The sequence below is a fragment of the Microbacterium sp. USTB-Y genome, from assembly GCF_023703415.1.
Classification (GTDB): Bacteria; Actinomycetota; Actinomycetes; order Actinomycetales; family Microbacteriaceae; genus Microbacterium.
The window spans coordinates 214,061-230,881 of sequence record NZ_JAGMTU010000001.1 but is presented as its reverse complement, the minus strand read 5'-3'; the positions used below and the strand labels follow the sequence as shown (position 1 = coordinate 230,881).

Below are 16,821 nucleotides of genomic sequence, written 5' to 3'. Positions count from 1 at the left end.
TGCGTTCGAATATAGAACACGGATCACCCGGTGCGCAAGAGCCGCCGACGATCCCGAACCACGCCCGACGGCGCCGTCAGGAAGGAATCGACGACGATGCAGTTCCACCACCACGGATACGTCTCCCACGACCCGCGGGTGCTCCCGGCCGCCGGCACCGGTATCGACCGCCCCGCCGACCTCCCCGACGAGGTCGATGTGCTCATCGTCGGATCCGGGCCTGCGGGAATGCTGCTGGCGGCTCAGATGTCGCAGTACCCCGGCATCACGACCCGGATCATCGAGCGCCGCGGCGGTCGGCTGGAGCTCGGTCAGGCCGACGGGATCCAGCCGCGCAGCGTCGAGACCTTCCAGGCGTTCGGCTTCGCCGAGCGCATCGTCGCCGAGGCCTACAACATCGGCTGGATGAACTTCTGGGGGCCGGATCCGGAGAACCCGCAGAACATCGTCCGCACCGCGCGCACGGCCGACTACGCGTACGACATCTGCGAGTTCCCGCACCTCATCGTGAACCAGGCGCGGGTGCTCGACTACTTCGCCGAGGCGGCCGCCGACGGGCCCGCCCGGATCGTCCCCGACTACGGCGTGCAGTTCACCGGCCTCACCGTCCACGAGGACGGCGAGCACCCGGTCGAGGTGCAGGTGCGCTACGTCACCGGCGACCGCGAGGGGGAGGAGCGCACGATCCGCGCGACCTACGTCGTGGGCTGCGACGGCGCCCGCAGCGGAGTGCGCGAGGCGATCGGGCGCACGCACGTGGGCGCGATGGCCGCGCACGCCTGGGGCGTCATGGACGTGCTCGTGAACACCGACTTCCCGGACTGGCGCACCAAGTGCGCGATCAACGCGGAGGCCGGCAACATCCTGCACATCCCGCGCGAGGGCGGCTACCTGAGCCGCATGTACATCGACCTCGGCGAGGTCGCGGCCGGGGACGACCGCCAGGTCAGGCACACCCCCATCGAGGCGATCATCGCCAAGGCGAACGAGATCCTGCACCCCTACGCGATCGACGTGAAGCAGGTCGCCTGGCACAGCGTCTACGAGGTGGGGCACCGGATCACGGACGGCTTCGACGATGTGGGGGAGGACAGCACCCGTCACCCGCGGGTCTTCCTCACCGGCGACGCCTGTCACACCCACAGCGCCAAGGCGGGCCAGGGCATGAACGTCTCGATGCAGGACGGGTTCAACCTCGGCTGGAAGCTGGGGTCGGTGCTCACCGGCCGCAGCCCGCAGGAGCTGCTCTCGACGTACGGCGCCGAGCGGCACCCCGTGGCGCAGCAGCTCATCGACTTCGATCGCGAGTGGTCCTCGCTCATGGCGCGCAAGCCCGAGGAGATCTCCGATCCGCAGGAGCTCGCGAACTACTACCTCGCGACCGCCGAGTTCCCCTCCGGGTTCATGACCCAGTACACGAGCTCGATGATCACCGGATCCGCCGCGCATCAGGCGCTCGCCGCGGGCTTCCCGCTCGGCAAGCGCTTCACGAGCGCCGAGGTCGTCCGCGTGTCCGACGGCAACGTCGTCCACCTGGGCCACCACGCCCGGGCCGACGGCCGCTGGCGCGTGTACGCCTTCGGCGACGCGACCGGCGCCGGGCTCGAGGTCTGGGCCAAAGCCGCGGCGCCCGTGCTCGCCCGGTTCACGCCCGCCGACGGCGACGTGGACGCGGTGTTCGACGTGAAGGCCGTCTACCAGCAGTCCGCCGAGGACCTCGATGTCACGACCGCGCCGGCGCTCTTCCAGCCGAAGACGGGCCCGCTCGGGCTCACCGACTGGGAGAAGCTCTACGCCGCCGCGCCCTCGCACTGGTCGAAGGGCGACATCTTCGCCGAGCGCGAGCTGTCTCGCGACGGCGTCGTGATCGTCGTGCGTCCCGACCAGTACGTCGCCGCGATCCTGCCGCTCGGCGCGATCGGCGAGCTGGAGTCGTTCCTCGAGGGGGCGTTCCTGGAGGCCTGAGGCTCCGGAGCCGGCGCCGGGCGTTCGGCCTCAGCCGCGGATCGGCGTCGCCCCGCCGGTGACGACGATGCCGCCGACCTCCGGGATCGTGACCGTCAGCAGGCTCGGGCGGCCGACGTGCGCGCCCTGGTGGATCCGCACCACGCGGTCCTCGGGCACGCGGCCGATCGCCCGCAGGTAGGCGCCGGTCGCCGCGGCGGCCGATCCGGTCGCCGGGTCCTCGGTGATCCGGCCGACGGGGAAGAGGTTGCGTGCGAGCAGCTCTGCGCCGGCCACCGGGTGCAGCACCGTGATCGTGCCGGTCCAGCCGCGCTCGCTCATGAGCGCGGCCACGGGCTCGGGCGCGAAGCGGAACTGGTGGAAGATCTCCGGATCCCGCAGCACGAGCACCGGATGCCAGTTGCCGGCGAACGACTCGCGCGCGGGATGGGCCGGATCCAGATCCTCGGCGCGCAGCGAGAGCACCTCGAGCAGGCGGGCGAGGACGCCGGGATCCAGCTCCCGCACCACCGGCTCGACGCTGGTGAAGGCGATCTCGATGCCGCCCGCGCCGGTCGACGCCGTGAGGGCCACGTCGCCGACGGGGGTCTCGAAGGTCATGTCGCCGTCGCCCTCGCGCTCCGCGAGCAGCACGGCGGTCGCCACGGTCGCGTGTCCGCAGAACGGCACCTCGGCCGCCGGCGACCAGTACCGGATCCGGTAGCGGCGCTCGCCCGCCTCGTCGCTCCTGCCGAGCAGGAACGCCGTCTCGGGGTAGCCCACCTCGGCCGCGATCCGCTGCATGTCCGCGTCGGTCAGCGCCCCCGCGTCGAGCACGATGCCGGCGGGATTGCCGCCTTCCGGGGCGGCGGCGAAGGCGGCGTAGCGGAGGATCTCGGGGGCGACGCTCATGGGGTCGAGCCTACGGCTACCGTGGCTCCGGGCCGTCCGGGCCGTCCGGGCCGTCCGGGCCGTCCGGGCCGTCCGGGCCGTCCGGGCCGTCCGGGTCGGGTTGATCGAGGGAGGCGAGGATCCGCCGGGTCGCCTCCGCGAGAGCGGGCACGCTCGCGCGCGCCGTTTCGAGCACCACCGCGTGCGCCGTGTCGAAATAGTGATGCGCCAGGTGGTCGCGCATGCGGGCGATGCGCGACCAGGCGACGCCCGGCTCCGTTTCGAGGAGTGACATCGGCAAAGCCTTCGTCGCCTCTCCGATCTCGAAGAGCCGCATGCGGATCGCATCGAAGCGCATCCCCTCGTCGATGTCGACGGCGCCCAGATGCTCGGCGATCGCTTCGGCGGCGCTGAGGGGGTCATCCAAGCGCGCTCGTGGCGAGCGCTTCACAGCATCACGACATCTCGCGTGACAGAAGGGGTGACATCTGCCTTCAATCCGTCGCGCGGAACGAGATCGACCGAGCGGCCGAGAAGGTCTTCGAGTTCGACCTGAGCGCCGATGATAGCGAGCAGCCCCGTTCCGTCGGCGATGTCGACGAGCAGGTCGATATCGCTGGTGCTCGTCTCCTCGCCCCGCGCCACGCTGCCGAAGACGCCCACGTTCGTCAGGCCGTGCGCGGCCAGGACGTCGACGATCTCGTCGCGTCGCCGTCGGATGCGTTCCAGCTCGGAGAGCGGCGCGTACTCGATGGTGAGCCCGGCGGCCCCCAGTAGCAGGTCGACAGCGCCGAAGGAGGGCTCGCGCTTGCCGCGTTCGTAGTCGCTGATCACGTTCTGCGCGATGCCGCTGCGACGGGCGAGCTCGATCTGGGTCATGCCGGCGCGCTTTCGCGCCTCCCGGATCACTTCCGCCGCTCGTGCCATGACGCCACGATATCACTGATCCGCGATATCCCGGATCAGTGATATCGAAGAGTTCTTGGCGTGGTCCGTGTGGGGCAGGCGTGCACCGGCCGAGGTTCAGGAGTTCACGCGGATGATCTCCTCCTGGTACGGGGCGATGACGTCGCCGGAGATGCGCAGGTCGAGGACGAGGAACGGGCGGGTCGCGGGATCCTCGGACGTCCAGGCGGCCAGGCGGTCGAGGTCCGCGAGGGTGCGCACAGCGACGCCCTCGGCCCCCACCGCCGCGGCGAAGGCGGCGAAGTCGACCTGCGGGATGAGCATGGGCTCGCGGGCCAGGCCCTTGAGGCCGTAGAGGTTGACCTCGGCGCCGTAGGCCGCATCGTTCCAGATCACGGCGAGGCCGCGGCCGCCGGCGGAGCGCACGGCCGACTCCAGATCGGCGATCGCCATGAGGCCGCCGCCGTCGCCGGAGGTGAGCACGACGGTCGCCTCCGGGCGGGCGCGGGTGGCGCCCACGACGCTCGGCCAGCCCTGGCCGATGGCCTGGAAAGCGGTGCCGATCATCATCATCCGGTCGGGGGACGCGACCGGCCAGTACATGTTCGCCCAGCCGATGAAGTGCCCGCCGTCCGAGACGACGACGCGATCCTCGGGCAGCAGCTCGGCGATGCGGCGGGCCGCGGAGCGCGGGTCGAGCCGGCCGTCGGGCGCCGCCTCGTCGCCGGGCGCGTACGCGCGGGCTGCGACGACGTCGACGCCCTCCCGCCAGCCGGATCCCTCGGCGCCCTGCAGCCGGGCGACGAGCGCCTCGGCCGCGAGCCGGGCGTCGGCCCGCACGAACCCGCCGACGTGCGCGTGCGTGGCCGCGGGCGCCACATCGATCTGGAAGACCTGCGTGCCCGGGGCGAACAGGGCGCCGAACCGCATCGTGAACTGGTTCAGCGAGGCGCCGAACACCACGGCGACGTCGGCCTCGCGGATGAGGTCCATCCCGCCCTCCGCGCCGAAGCCTCCGGTCACGCCGAGGTCGAAGCGCTGGTCGGGGAACACCCCGCGGCCGAGCGCGGAGGACGCGGTGAGCGCGCCCGTCGCGTCGGCGAGCGCGCCCAGCGCCTCGCCGGCCCCGGCGAGCCAGGCGCCGCGCCCCGCGAGCAGGAACGGGCGCTTCGCGGAACCCAGGGCCTCGGCGATGCGGTCGAGCATCCCCTCGGCGAACTCGCCCTTCACCGCGAGCGCCGCCGGCACGCGCGGCGCGGGAGCGGCGGGCACCTCGCCGGCCTCGAGGGCGGCGACGTCGTAGGGGATCGCGAGGACGACCGGCACGCGATAGGTGAGGGCGTGCTCGATCGCGATGACCGAGGTCGCGGCGGCATCGGCCCGGCCGACGGTGTACGTGCGGGCGCCGACGCCCGAGGCGAGGGCGATCTGGTCGACGTCCCAGGGGCGCGGGCCGCTCGTGGGCTCGTCGCCGACGACGAGCACGAGCGGGATGTGCGCCTGCACCGACTCGGCCAGCGCTGTGAGCGTGTTGGTGAAGCCGGCGCCATAGGTGCTGGTCGCGGCGGCGATGCGCCCGGAGGCGCGGAAGTGCGCGTCGGCGGCGACCACGGCGCCCTGCTCATGACGGACGGCGGTGAAGCCGGCATCGGTCTGCTTCTCGATCGCGTCGAGGAAGTAGGCGTTGCCGTTGCCCATCACGCCGAAGACGGCGTCGATGTGCTGGGCGAGGGTGAGCGCGACGTGCGCGGAGACGGTGGGCATGCGGAACGTCCTTTCGAGACGACAACGGAACAGGATCCGTATGTGTCTCGCCGGAGCTGCTGCGCACCGTCGTCGGTGCGTGCGCTGCGGGCTTCGTGCCCCTTTTTCGAGCACCGGCGCACGGAGGCGGGTGACGCGCGGGCGCCGGACGAGCCGATTCTATCGCGCCATGCCGCCCCGGCGGATCCGCGCCTCACTCGCGCAGCAGTCCGCGCAGGGTCTGGATCGTGTCGGCCTCGGCGGCCGGCTTGTCGGGGCGGTAGTGCTTCACCCGGGCGAACCGCAGCGCGACGCCGCCGGGGTAGCGGGGCGAGCGCTGCACCCCGTCGATCGCGATCTCGACGACGATCTCGGGGCGCATGAACACGGCGGACGCGGTGCGCCGCGTCTCGTAGCCGGGGAAGGTCTCGGTCTGCCAGCGCAGCAGCTCGTCGGTGAGCCCCTTGAAGGTCTTGCCGACCATGACGAAGCCGCCGGGCTCGCCGAACTCGCCCTCGGGATCCCGGGCGCCCAGGTGCAGGTTCGAGAGCAGGCCGCGCCGCCGGCCGGATCCCCACTCGGCGCCGAGCACGACGAGGTCGTAGGTCAGCACGGGCTTGACCTTCACCCAGCTCTTGCCGCGCCGGCCCGCCGCATAGGCGGATCCGATGGCCTTGACGACGACGCCCTCGTGCCCCGCGGCCAGCGCCTCCCTGGACACGCGCTCCGCCGCCTCGGGATCGGCGGTCACGACCCCGGGCATGCGCCACCCGCCGACCACGCGCTCGAGCTCGACGAGACGCGCGGCGAGCGGCTCATCGATGAGATCGCGACCGTCGACGTGCAGGAGGTCGAAGAACCACGGCCGCAGGGCGAGTTCGCGGGAGGCGTCCGCGCCGAAACGGGACATGGTCTCCTGGAACGGCCGCGGGCCGCCGTCCTCGTCGAGCGCGAGCGTCTCCCCGTCCAGGATGAGGTCGTGCGCGGGCAGGGCGCGCACGATGTCGACGATCTCGGGGAGCCGGTGCGTCACATCGGCGAGGCTGCGCGTGAAGACGCGGACCTCATCGCCGTGCCGGTGCACCTGGATGCGCGCTCCGTCGAGCTTGTACTCGACCGACGCCTCGCCGGTGATCTCCAGTGCCGCGCCCGGAGTCGTGGCGCTCGCCGCGAGCATCGGGAGCACCGGCCGGCCCACCGCGAGCCCCACCGCCTCCAGGTCCTCCGCGGTGCCGGTGAGGGCGATGAGCGCGGTCGCGCCGAGGTCGCCCGAGAGCATCGCGGCCCGTCGGACCGCCGCGGGCGCGCGGTCCGACGCGCGGGCGACCGCATCGAGCAGCACGCCTGCGAGCGCGCCGGTACGGAGCTCGCCGAGCATCGCGCGCGCCAGGAAGTCCCATTCCGTGGCGGTGGCACGGGCGGCGAGCCCTTCGAGCGCGGCGGAGCGCGCGGACGAGGACCCCGAACCGGAGACCGCGGCGAGCTCATCCAGGGCGCGGTCGACGTCGGCGATCGTCAGGGATGCCGCTTCGGCGGGCGCCACCTCGACGGCGGCGATGCCCCGCCAGCCGACGCCGAGCCTGCCCTGCCTCGGCGAGGCGAGCAGCAGGCCGACGAGGGGCGCGAGCTCGTCGGGCTCGGCGCCGCGCAGCAGTCCCGCCAAGACGTCGATCTTGGCCAGGCGCGACGAGGTGGCGGCGGCCCGGCCGACCGCGGCGACGACCTCGCTGAGCTTCATGACGGCATTGTCGCACCGGGGTCGGACATCGTGAGCGCGCTCGTCCGCTCCGCACCGCTCTCAGCGCGAGCGGTCGATGAGCGCGAGCAGGGCACGCCCGTACGCCTCGGACGGATCCGGATGCTCGAAGCGCAGCTGCTCCGGGCCGATCTCGATCTCGACGCGGAACGCGTCGTCGAGTCGCGTGAGCCGTCGGAACGTGCCACGCAGCAGGTCGCGCAGCTGGTCCTCGCGGGGCAGCCAGACCGCCTCCGTGAGCGTCACCGCGTCGAGCGCCCACTCGGTCGTGCCGTTGAACGCGAGGATCATGCCGGTCGGCGTGCGCCGGGCCTCGATCGTCATCGTGCTGACGGTGAAGACGTCGGCCTCGACCTCCAGCTCCACCTCGTCGGGCAGGACGAGCTGGAAGCGGTCGCCCTCGGCCGGGTGCCACACCAGGCCGGCGTCGCGCAGCGCGATCGCGAGTTCACGCGTGATCACGAGACGGGCCTCGGCGCGATTGCGGCGCGGAGACCGGTCGTCCGTCGCGCCGATGTGCTCATCGTCCGAGCGTAGCCGGATGCCCGGGAAGGACGGCCGCGCGCATGTCGGAGGAGTGCGGCAGGCTGGGAGCATGACGCAGCACGGCTCCTCGCCCGAGACGCACGCCGCCGCCCTCGCGGCGCTGCGGTCCCTCGTCGGCCGCCCCGACGCCGAGTTCCACGACGGGCAGTACGCGGCGATCGAGGCGCTGGTCGCCGAGCGGCGGCGGGCGCTGGTGGTGCAGCGCACCGGCTGGGGCAAGTCGGCGGTCTACTTCGTCGCGACGCTGCTGCTGCGGCAGCAGGGCGCTGGGCCCACCGTGCTCGTCTCCCCGCTCCTCGCGCTCATGCGCGACCAGATCGCCGCGGCCGAGCGTGCGGGCGTGCGCGCGGTGGCGATCAACTCCACGAACGCGCACGAGTGGGCCGACGTGCTCGCGCAGCTGGACCGCGACGAGGTCGACGTGCTCCTGGTGTCTCCCGAGCGGCTCAACAACCCGTCGTTCCGCGAAGAGCAGCTGCCCGCGCTCGTGCGCCGCATCGGCATGCTCGTCGTCGACGAGGCGCACTGCATCAGCGACTGGGGGCACGACTTCCGCCCCGACTACCGGCGGTTGCGCGAGCTCATCGCGCGGATGCCCGCCGACGTGCCGGTGCTCGCCACCACCGCGACCGCGAACAGCCGGGTCGTTGCCGACGTCGCCGAGCAGCTCGGCGCCGCGGAGGCGGGAGGCGGATCCGAGGTGCTCACGATCCGGGGCCCGCTCGCCCGCGCCTCCCTCCGGCTCGGGGTGCTGCGCCTGCCCGATGCGCCCAGCCGGCTGGCCTGGCTGCTCAGCCATCTGGACGAGCTGCCCGGATCCGGCATCATCTACGCGCTGACGGTCGCGGCGGCCGTGGACACGGCGCGCCTGCTGCGCGAGCGCGGGCACGAGGTCCGCGCCTACACGGGCCAGACGGATCCGGAGGAGCGCGCCGAGTCGGAGTCGATGCTCAAGCGCAACGAGGTGAAGGCGCTGGTCGCGACGAGTGCGCTGGGGATGGGGTTCGACAAGCCCGATCTCGGGTTCGTGCTGCATCTGGGGGCTCCGTCCTCTCCGGTCGCGTACTACCAGCAGGTGGGCCGCGCCGGGCGCGCGAGCGAGAGCGCGGACGTGCTGCTGCTGCCGGGGGCCGAGGACCGCGACATCTGGCACTACTTCGCGACCGCGTCGATGCCGGATCGGGAGCGGGCGGAGCGGGTCATCGCGGCTCTGGGGGACGCGCCGGTGTCGACCCCCGTCCTCGAGGCGATGGTCGACATCCGCCGCACGCCGCTGGAGCTGCTGCTCAAGGTGCTCGACGTCGACGGTGCGGTGCGCCGGGTGCAGGGCGGCTGGGTCGCGACGGGCGAGCCCTGGGTCTACGACGCCGAGCGGTACGAGCGGATCGCGGCGGAGCGCCGGGCGGAGCAGCAGCACATGGTGGAGTACGAGCAGGGCTCGGGATGCCGCATGGAATTCCTGCAGCGCACGCTCGACGATGACACCGCCGCACCCTGCGGGCGGTGCGACAACTGCGCCGGGGCCTGGTATCCGACCGGCGTCGGCGCCGATGCGAGTGCCGCGGCCTCGGCGTCGCTCGATCGCGTCGGAGTGCCGGTCGAGCCCCGGCGGGCGTGGCCGACCGGCGCCGACCGGCTCGGCGTCCCGGTGAAGGGACGCATCGCCGTGGACGAGCAGGCGGGGGAGGGGCGCGCGCTCGCCCGTCTCACCGACCTCGGCTGGGGCGGTGCGCTGCGCGAGCTCTTCACCGCCGGAGCGCCGGATGCCCCGGTTCCCGATCGGCTGCGCGACGCCTGCGTGCGCGTACTCGCCGGCTGGGGCTGGGCCGAGCGTCCGGTCGCGGTCGTCTCGGTGCCCTCGCACACCCGACCGCTTCTCGTCGGGTCGCTCGCGCGGAGCCTCGCCGAGATCGGCCGGCTGCCGTACCTGGGCGAGCTGGCCACGACCGGAGGAGGGCCGAGCGGCGGGCCCGGCGGCAACAGCGCGTTCCGCCTCGCCGGCGTCTGGGACCGGTTCTCCGCCGATGCCCTCGCCGTCCCGGCCGGGCCGGTGCTGCTCGTGGACGATCAGGCCGACAGCCGCTGGACGCTCACCGTCGCCGCCCGATCCCTCCGTCGTGCCGGAGCGACCGACGTGCTCCCGTTCGTGCTCGCGCTACGGGGCTAAGCCGAGACATCGCCGATCGGGGGCCGCGACGCGCCTCGGGGCGTCGCCCGGGTCTCAGCGTCCGTCGGCGAGCGGGCGCCGCTCCAGGCACAGGATCATCACCGCGGCGGCGAACGCCAGCGGGGCGATCGCCAGGAACAGCGGGGGAAGCGCCTGAGCGTAGGCGTCCGACACCGCGGCGCGCACCGGCGCGGACAGGGAGGCGAGTTCGCCCGGCGACACGGCGGTGAGGGAGACCCCGGATGGGATCGTCGTGCCGTGCGCGCGGATCGACGCGTCCAGCGCGTCCTGGATCCGGGCCGCGAAGGCCAGGCCGATGAGCGAGATCCCGAGGGTCGCGCCGGCCTGGCGGAAGAAGTTGTTGGCCGCGGTGCCCACGCCGATGCTCGCGGCGGGGATCGCGTTCTGCGCGAGCAGGGTCAACAGCAGCACGTTCGTGCCCACTCCGGCGCCGAGGAGCGCGGCCGACAGGGCGAGCACGTGGGGGCCGCCGTGCGGGCCGACCAGCCCGAGCAGGAGCAGGCCCGTCCCCACCGCGCAGGCGCCGCTCGCCGGGATGAGGACGTACCGGCCGGTGCGGGTCACGGCGAATCCGGTCAGCGTGGAGGCGAGCACCGTGCTGACGATCATCGGCAGCAGGAGCAGGCCCGCCTGGAAGGCGGTCAGCCCGAACACCATCTGGAGGAACGACGGCAGATAGGAGAGCACGACGAAGGAGGAGACGCCGCTGGAGAGGGTCCCGGCCAGCGTCGCGAGCACGAAGGTGCGGCTGCGGAACAGCACCGCGGGAAGGACGGGCTGCGCGGCCCGGCGCTCCACGAGCACGAGTCCGAGCACCGCGGCGATCCCCGTGCCCGCCGCACCCCAGACCCCTCCCGGCGCCAGGGACGGCGAGGTCGCGGCGACCAGGGCCGTCGTGGCGACGCAGAGCAGGAGCATCCCCGGGACATCGGGGGTCGCTCTCGCGGACGTGGGCGCGGATGCGGGGATCGCCCGCAGCGACAGCAGGGTCGCGGCCACGGCGAGGGGGATCGTGCCCCCGAACACCCAGCGCCATCCCGGGCCGTCGGTGAGCCAGCCGCCGATGAGCACGCCTCCGGTCGTCGCCACGGCCCACACGGACCCGAAGGCACCGGCGTACTTCGCGCGCTCCCGCGACGGCACCGCGGCGGCCATGATCGTCTGGGTGAGGACCATCACCGCCCCGCCGCCGACGCCCTGGACGAGGCGGGCGGCGATGAGCAGGTCGAGACTCCCCGCGACGGCCCCGCCCAGGGTCCCCAGAGTGAACAGGGCGCTCGCGCCGATCAGGAGGCGCTTGCGGTCCAGGACATCGGAGACGGCGCCGGTGAGCGGCATCGCCAGCGTCGCGGTGAGCACGAAGGCGGCGACGATCCAGCCGATCCTGTCCAGTCCGCCGAGTTCGGCGACGATCGTGGGCAGGGCGGTGTTCAGCACCGTCTGATTGAACGAGACGACCAGCATCGAGGCCATCAGGCTCAGGACGAGCATCCGCACCGAGCGCGTCCCGGAGCGGCCGGGCATGCCGGCCCTCAGCAGGCGGGCCGGCTGAGCACGTCGGAGGACACGCGCTGCTGCTGAAGCTCGCCGAGCGGGCCGGTCATCATCGTACGGTCCTCGACGATCACGTTCCCGCGCAGCAGCGTCATCGTGTTCCAGGCGCGCGTGCGGTAGCCCTCCCAGGCCGTGTAGTCGGCCTCGTGCAGGTCGGCGGCGGCGACGCGCCTGTCGACGTCGACGTCGAGCACGGCGAGGTCGGCGTCGCTGCCCACCGCGATCGCTCCCTTGCGGGGATAGAGTCCGAGGATCTTGGCCGCGTTGGCGGAGGTCAGATCGACGAAGCGGACGAGGTCGAGACCGCGGTCCACGACGCCCTCGGTGTACGCCACGGCCATCCGCATCTCGACGCCGGCGAAACCGCCCGTCGCGTCGAAGATGGTCTTGCCGCGGGTCTTCACGTCGAAGTCGGTGCAGACGCCGTCGGTCGCCAGAGTGCTCAGGGTGCCGTCGATCAGGGCGGGCCACATGCCGTCTCGGTCGTGCTCGTCCTTGAGCGAGGGGTAGGTGTGGTAGATCGCGCCATGCGGTTGGCGGTAGTCCTCCGCCGAGAAGTAGGCGTAGTGCGGAAGGATCTCGCCGTAGATGGGCGCGCCCTCGCCGCGGGCCTGGCGGATCGCCTCGATCCCGGCGTTCGCGCTCACGTGCATGAGGTAGATGGCGGCGCCGACGTGCCGGGCGAGCGTGATCGCGCGCTGGAACGACAGGCGCTCGGAGAGCACGTTGTGCGCGTGGTGCATGTTCTCCAGGCCGATGGCGCCCTGGCGCTGCAGGCGGCGGTACGCGTACATGACGATGTCGTCGTCCTCGGCGTGCACGGCGAGCATAGCCCCGGCCGCCGCGGTCTGCTCCATGATCCCCCACATGGTGCCGAGGTCGGTCTTCTGATGCGGCCGGGTGGGGGTGGTGTTCGTCATCCACACCTTCCAGCTGCCGTGGCCGTTCCGCACCGCATCGGGGATCTGCTCCAGCACGGAGAAGGGCACCTCCGGCTCCTTGAACGTGCCGTGGAACGCGAAGTCGGTGAAGCTGAGCCCGTTCCATTCCGTGGCCTTGCGCCGGAACGAGTCCTCCAGGTCGTCGCCGGGCTGCCAGTGCGCGAAGTCGACGAGGGTGGTCGTGCCGCCGTAGACGGCGCCCTCGCTCACCCGGTCGGAGCCGAAGCACTTGATGCCGCTCTCGGCGGCCGTGGGCAGCACCGAGTTCGTGTGCACGTGCGGGTCGATGCCGCCCGGGACGACGAGCTTGCCGGCGACGTCGATGACGCGGTGCGCGTCGTCGTGCGGCGTGCTCCCGGCGAGCGCGAGTGCGGCGATCCTGCCGTCTGCGATGGCGACGTCCAGGCGCGCGGGGCCGGACGGGGTGACGACGATACCGCCGGTGATGAGGAGGTCGTACATGTCAATCCTCTTTCCGTTCGAAGGGGCAGGTGAGCAGATAGCGCTCGTCGAGGGAGACCTTGACGCCCTTGCGGGCGTTGACGAGCTGGGTGACGGAGACGTCGGCGGCCGCCGAGAGCAGCATCGCCGTGCGCTCCCTGGTCCAGCCGCGGTCGGCGCGGAGGATCGCCATCGTCTCGTCGAGCGCGAGGGTCGCCGCCTCGTCGAGGGTCTCGCCGTCGCCGATGACGACCATCCGCCCCTCCGCGAACACCACGGGGCCGCGGACGGGGCCGGGGCGCACGATGCGCACGGACAGCTCGACCGCGCCCTCCATCTCGACGGCCGTCAGGGAGCACTCGCCGTCGCCCTGGACGGCATGCAGATCGCCGGCGTACAGGAGCCCGCCGTCGACCTGGGCGGTCACGAACAGCGAGGCGCCGGCGATGACGTCGCGGCAGTCCATGTTGCCGCCGTAGCGGCCGACCGTCGAGGAGTTCGGGCTCTCGCCGGCCGGAGCGACGCCGATCTTGCCGATCATGGGGCGGACCGGCACCAGGACGTCGTCGGGGAAACACGCGTGGCCGTCGCGCACCGGAACGACGAGGCCGGCCATCTCCAGCGGCTCGCCGAACCCGCCGCGACCGGGGAGCGTCACCATGCCGCCGCGGTCGGCGAGGCGGATCTCGTGCACGTCGATGCGCAGCAGGTCGCCGGGTCGCACATCGGCGATCGCGACGGGGCCGGTGACCGGGATCGCAGCGCCGCGGAAGTCGGTGGCGGTCTCGAAGGTGCCGTCGGTGAGCAGGCTGCGCGCCTCGAGCAGGAAGCGCTCGCCCTGGCGCACCCGCAGCACGGGCCGCGCCGCGGGGTCGAACTCGGTCCTCGCATGCAGGAAGCCGGCGTGCGGCGCCGTCGCCGTCACCGGTCGCCCGAGGTCGCGTAGACCGGCGTCACCCAGTGCTCCAGGCCCGGCACGCGGCCGCGCACGGCGCGCTGGTACAGCTCCTGCAGCTGCTGCGTGATCGGGCCGGCGCTCGCCCCGTCGCCGATCGGGGTGCGATCGACCGAGGTGACGTGGTTGACCTCTGCCGCACTGCCGCAGACGAAGATCTCGTCGGCGGAGTAGAGCTCGGTGCGGTCGATGGGGCGCAGGTCGACGTCGAGCCCGAGCTGCGTCGCCGCCAGCTGCAGCACGCTGTCGCGGGTGATGCCCTCGAGGATGCTCTCGGTCGACGGGGGAGTGCACAACCGCCCCTGGCGCACGACGAACACGTTGTACCCGGCGCCCTCGGCGACGTGTCCGCTCTCGGTGAGCAGGAGCGCGGCGCCGTAGCCGTTGCGTCGCGCCTCGAGCAGCGCGAGGCGCCCGTTCTGATAGTTCGCGATCGACTTCACACGAGGCGGCATCGCCCGATCGGAGAGGCGCGCCCAGCTGGAGATCTGCACGTCGAGACCGGTCGCCCCGAAATAGTTGCCCATCGGGATCGCGGCCATGTAGACCGTGGACGGACCCGTGTCGTCGGGCTTGCCGTCGGGGGAGTCGACGAACACCTGGGTGCGCATGTGCAGGTTCGCGCGCAGCTCGTTGGCGCGGATGAGTCCGAGCAGCTGCTGCGAGAGCAGGGCGATGTCGGTCGGGCCGTCGATCTCGACGACGCGCATCGAGTCGACGAGCCGGCGCATGTGGTCGGCGACACGGAAGGCGTACAGCTCGCCGTCCTCCTCGCTCCAGTACGCGCGGAAGCCCTCGAACACGCCGACGCCGTACTTGGCCGTGGTGGAGAGCACGTGCAGGCGGGCGTCGGCGTATTCGACGAGCTCGCCGTCGTGCAGCAGGTAGCGGACCGGAGCGGAAGAGGTCGACATCGTCGGGAACCATCCTGTCTGTCTTCATTGAAAGAAGGTTGTCATCACCATAATGAAGATGATGCCGGTGGATGTCAACGTTCGATGAAGACGCGATGGCGCGTCTGAGGCCTGCCGCGGGCGATTCATCGCCTTGTTCTTCTGGAATAGAGAGCCAAGGGGCTTGACGCGGCGGGGGGATCATGTCTTCAATAAAGTGATGATCCGATCGGGTCATCGCGACGATGAGGTCACCACGGGAGTTCTGATGCCGGAACCATCGCAGTCCCCCGCGCTCCGCCGGAGCGCCCGAGACGCCGGGCGGGGCGCATGAGCGCGCCGGGGTTCCCGCAGACGTCCCCGAGCATCCGGGCGGTCCGCTGGAGCAGGCGGGGCAGGCTGCGCCTGAGCGGCCACGCCGGCGTCGTCGCCGTCGCGCTCGCGCTGCTCGTGCTCATCGGCCTGCCCCTGCTCGCGATCCTCGGCGCCTATCCGGCGGACCCGCTGCACCCGGATCCGAACGCCATCGGCATCGGTCCGGGCGCGCAGCACTGGTTCGGCACCGACGGCAACGGCATGGACGTCTTCTCGCGCACGATCGAGGCGGCCAAGCTCGACGTGCCCATCTCGATCGCCGCGACGGTGCTGGCGCTGGTGGTCGGGGTCCCGATCGGGCTGTTCGCGACCTCGGGCCGCGTCGGCGACGCCGTCATGCGCGTCGTGGACGCCTTCGCCGCGCTGCCGATCATCGTGCTCGCGATCGTCGCCATCCAGCTCATGGGCGGCGGGCCCGCGAACGTCATCCTGGCGATCGCGATCGTCGGCGCACCGCGATTCGTCCGGCTGTCGCGGGCCGCGGCGCTCTCGCTGCGCTCCTCGCGCTACGTCGAGGCCGCGGTCGCGATCGGGTGCTCGCCCCTGCGCGTCGCCTTCAACCACGTGTTCCGCAACGCCTACGGCGTCGTGCTCGTGCAGGCCACGCTGACCGCGGCGAACGCGCTCGGCACGATCGCCGCACTGAACTTCCTCGGCGTCGGGGTGAAGCCTCCGACGCCGTCCTGGGGCGCGATGATCAGCGACGGCGCGAGCATGCTGATCCGCGGGCAGTGGTGGGCGGCGGCGTTCCCCACGCTGGCCATGCTGCTCGTGATCGCCTCCTTCAACGTGATCGCCGGTGCGATCGAGAACAGGATCGAGCGAGTGGAGCGGGCGCGATGAGCGAGGGGCTCGAGGTGACCGGCCTGGTCACCGACTTCGAGACGAGGCGCAGCTCGATCCGGGCGCTGCACGGCGTCTCGTTCGAGGTGGGCGAGAGCGAGATCGTCGGGATCGTCGGCGAGTCGGGCTCCGGCAAGTCGACCGTCGTGCGCTCGATCATCAAGCTGCTGATGCCGCCCGGACGAGTGACGGAGGGACACGTCGACTTCTTCGGCCGCTCGCTGCTGGACATGCGCGAGCGCGACCTCAGGGCGATCCGGGGCAAGGAGATCGGCTTCGTCGCACAGAACCCGTTCAGCGCGCTCAACCCCGTGCTCCGCATCGAGCGGCAGTTCCGCAACATCGCGAAGGCGCACGGCGTCGACCGCGGGAATCAGACGCGCGTGCACGCGATCGAGCTGCTCGACGCGACGGGCGTGAAGGATCCGGACCGCGTGATCGACGGCTATGCGCACGAGCTCTCCGGAGGCATGGCGCAGCGCGTCGTCATCGCGATGGCGTTGTTCCTGAACCCGCGTCTCGTGATCGCCGACGAACCGACCACCGCACTCGACCTGACCGTGCAGCGGCAGGTGCTGGACACCCTGACCCGGCTGACCAGCGGCAGCGGCCGGTCGATGCTGATCGTGACGCACGATCTCGGCGTCGTCGCGAACTACTGCGACCGGGTGCTCGTGATGTATCAGGGGCGGCTCGTCGAGCAGGGCCCCGTGTCGCGCGTCTTCGTGACGCCGGAGCACGAGTACACCGCATCGCTGCTGGAATCGGTGGTCCGGCCCGACGCCGCGCCCCCCGGGGGGACGGCGACGATCGCGACCGCGGGCGCGGGAAGGGCGGGGCGCTGA

General features: G+C 72.2%; 14 protein-coding genes. 4 read left to right on the top strand and 10 right to left on the bottom strand.

Going from position 1 to position 16,821, the window contains the following annotated elements; translation table 11 throughout:
* The first annotated feature begins 96 nt into the window (after window positions 1–96).
* Window positions 97–1,965 (top strand): FAD-dependent monooxygenase, encoded by a 1,869-nt coding sequence (locus J8G10_RS01040; RefSeq protein WP_251438626.1) that lies wholly within the window; start codon window positions 97–99, stop codon window positions 1,963–1,965.
* Window positions 1,966–1,995: 30 nt separating this feature from the next.
* Here J8G10_RS01040 and J8G10_RS01035 read toward each other — a convergent pair whose 3' ends face one another.
* The 6 genes from J8G10_RS01035 to J8G10_RS01010 form a co-directional block, all read right to left on the bottom strand.
* Window positions 1,996–2,856, bottom strand: a complete 861-nt coding sequence (locus J8G10_RS01035; RefSeq protein WP_251438625.1) for a PhzF family phenazine biosynthesis protein — start codon at window positions 2,854–2,856, stop codon at window positions 1,996–1,998.
* 16 nt (window positions 2,857–2,872) lie between these two features.
* Entirely contained in the window at window positions 2,873–3,262 is a 390-nt protein-coding gene (locus J8G10_RS01030) for a DUF86 domain-containing protein (RefSeq protein WP_251438624.1), read from the bottom strand.
* A 20-nt stretch (window positions 3,263–3,282) separates the two neighbouring features.
* A complete protein-coding gene (locus J8G10_RS01025) occupies window positions 3,283–3,762 on the bottom strand; it encodes a helix-turn-helix domain-containing protein (RefSeq protein WP_251438623.1) in 480 nt (159 codons plus the stop codon).
* Window positions 3,763–3,858: 96 nt separating this feature from the next.
* The gene (locus J8G10_RS01020) at window positions 3,859–5,505 is read right to left on the bottom strand and encodes a thiamine pyrophosphate-binding protein (RefSeq protein ID WP_251438622.1); all 1,647 of its coding nucleotides are present in this window, start codon (window positions 5,503–5,505) and stop codon (window positions 3,859–3,861) included.
* 193 nt (window positions 5,506–5,698) lie between these two features.
* A complete protein-coding gene (locus J8G10_RS01015; protein WP_251438621.1) occupies window positions 5,699–7,222 on the bottom strand; it encodes an ATP-dependent DNA ligase in 1,524 nt (507 codons plus the stop codon).
* 60 nt (window positions 7,223–7,282) lie between these two features.
* Window positions 7,283–7,702 carry a pilus assembly protein CpaE gene (locus tag J8G10_RS01010; RefSeq protein WP_251438620.1) on the bottom strand — a complete coding sequence of 140 codons (420 nt, stop codon included), beginning with the start codon at window positions 7,700–7,702 and terminating at the stop codon, window positions 7,283–7,285.
* 133 nt (window positions 7,703–7,835) lie between these two features.
* Between J8G10_RS01010 and J8G10_RS01005 the strand changes: the two genes are divergently transcribed.
* Entirely contained in the window at window positions 7,836–9,953 is a 2,118-nt protein-coding gene (locus J8G10_RS01005) for a DEAD/DEAH box helicase (protein WP_251438619.1), read from the top strand.
* Window positions 9,954–10,007: 54 nt separating this feature from the next.
* Here J8G10_RS01005 and J8G10_RS01000 read toward each other — a convergent pair whose 3' ends face one another.
* The 4 genes from J8G10_RS01000 to J8G10_RS00985 are packed head-to-tail and all read right to left on the bottom strand — an operon-like array spanning window position 10,008 to window position 14,779.
* Complete coding sequence (locus J8G10_RS01000; RefSeq protein ID WP_251438618.1) at window positions 10,008–11,498, bottom strand: MFS transporter; 1,491 nt, start codon at window positions 11,496–11,498, stop codon at window positions 10,008–10,010.
* 8 nt (window positions 11,499–11,506) lie between these two features.
* A complete protein-coding gene (locus J8G10_RS00995; RefSeq protein ID WP_251438617.1) occupies window positions 11,507–12,931 on the bottom strand; it encodes a dihydroorotase family protein in 1,425 nt (474 codons plus the stop codon).
* 1 nt (window position 12,932) lies between these two features.
* Window positions 12,933–13,835 carry an acetamidase/formamidase family protein gene (locus J8G10_RS19515; RefSeq protein WP_251438616.1) on the bottom strand — a complete coding sequence of 301 codons (903 nt, stop codon included), beginning with the start codon at window positions 13,833–13,835 and terminating at the stop codon, window positions 12,933–12,935.
* Window positions 13,832–14,779, bottom strand: a complete 948-nt coding sequence (locus J8G10_RS00985; protein WP_251438615.1) for a branched-chain amino acid transaminase — start codon at window positions 14,777–14,779, stop codon at window positions 13,832–13,834. Before J8G10_RS00985 ends, J8G10_RS19515 begins: the two co-directional genes overlap by 4 nt.
* A gap of 309 nt (window positions 14,780–15,088) precedes the next feature.
* Between J8G10_RS00985 and J8G10_RS00980 the strand changes: the two genes are divergently transcribed.
* Together J8G10_RS00980 and J8G10_RS00975 are read left to right on the top strand one after the other, a co-directional pair.
* Window positions 15,089–15,976 carry an ABC transporter permease gene (locus tag J8G10_RS00980; RefSeq protein WP_251438614.1) on the top strand — a complete coding sequence of 296 codons (888 nt, stop codon included), beginning with the start codon at window positions 15,089–15,091 and terminating at the stop codon, window positions 15,974–15,976.
* Window positions 15,973–16,821 (top strand): ABC transporter ATP-binding protein, encoded by an 849-nt coding sequence (locus tag J8G10_RS00975; protein ID WP_251438613.1) that lies wholly within the window; start codon window positions 15,973–15,975, stop codon window positions 16,819–16,821. The genes J8G10_RS00980 and J8G10_RS00975 overlap by 4 nt, the downstream gene beginning before the upstream one ends.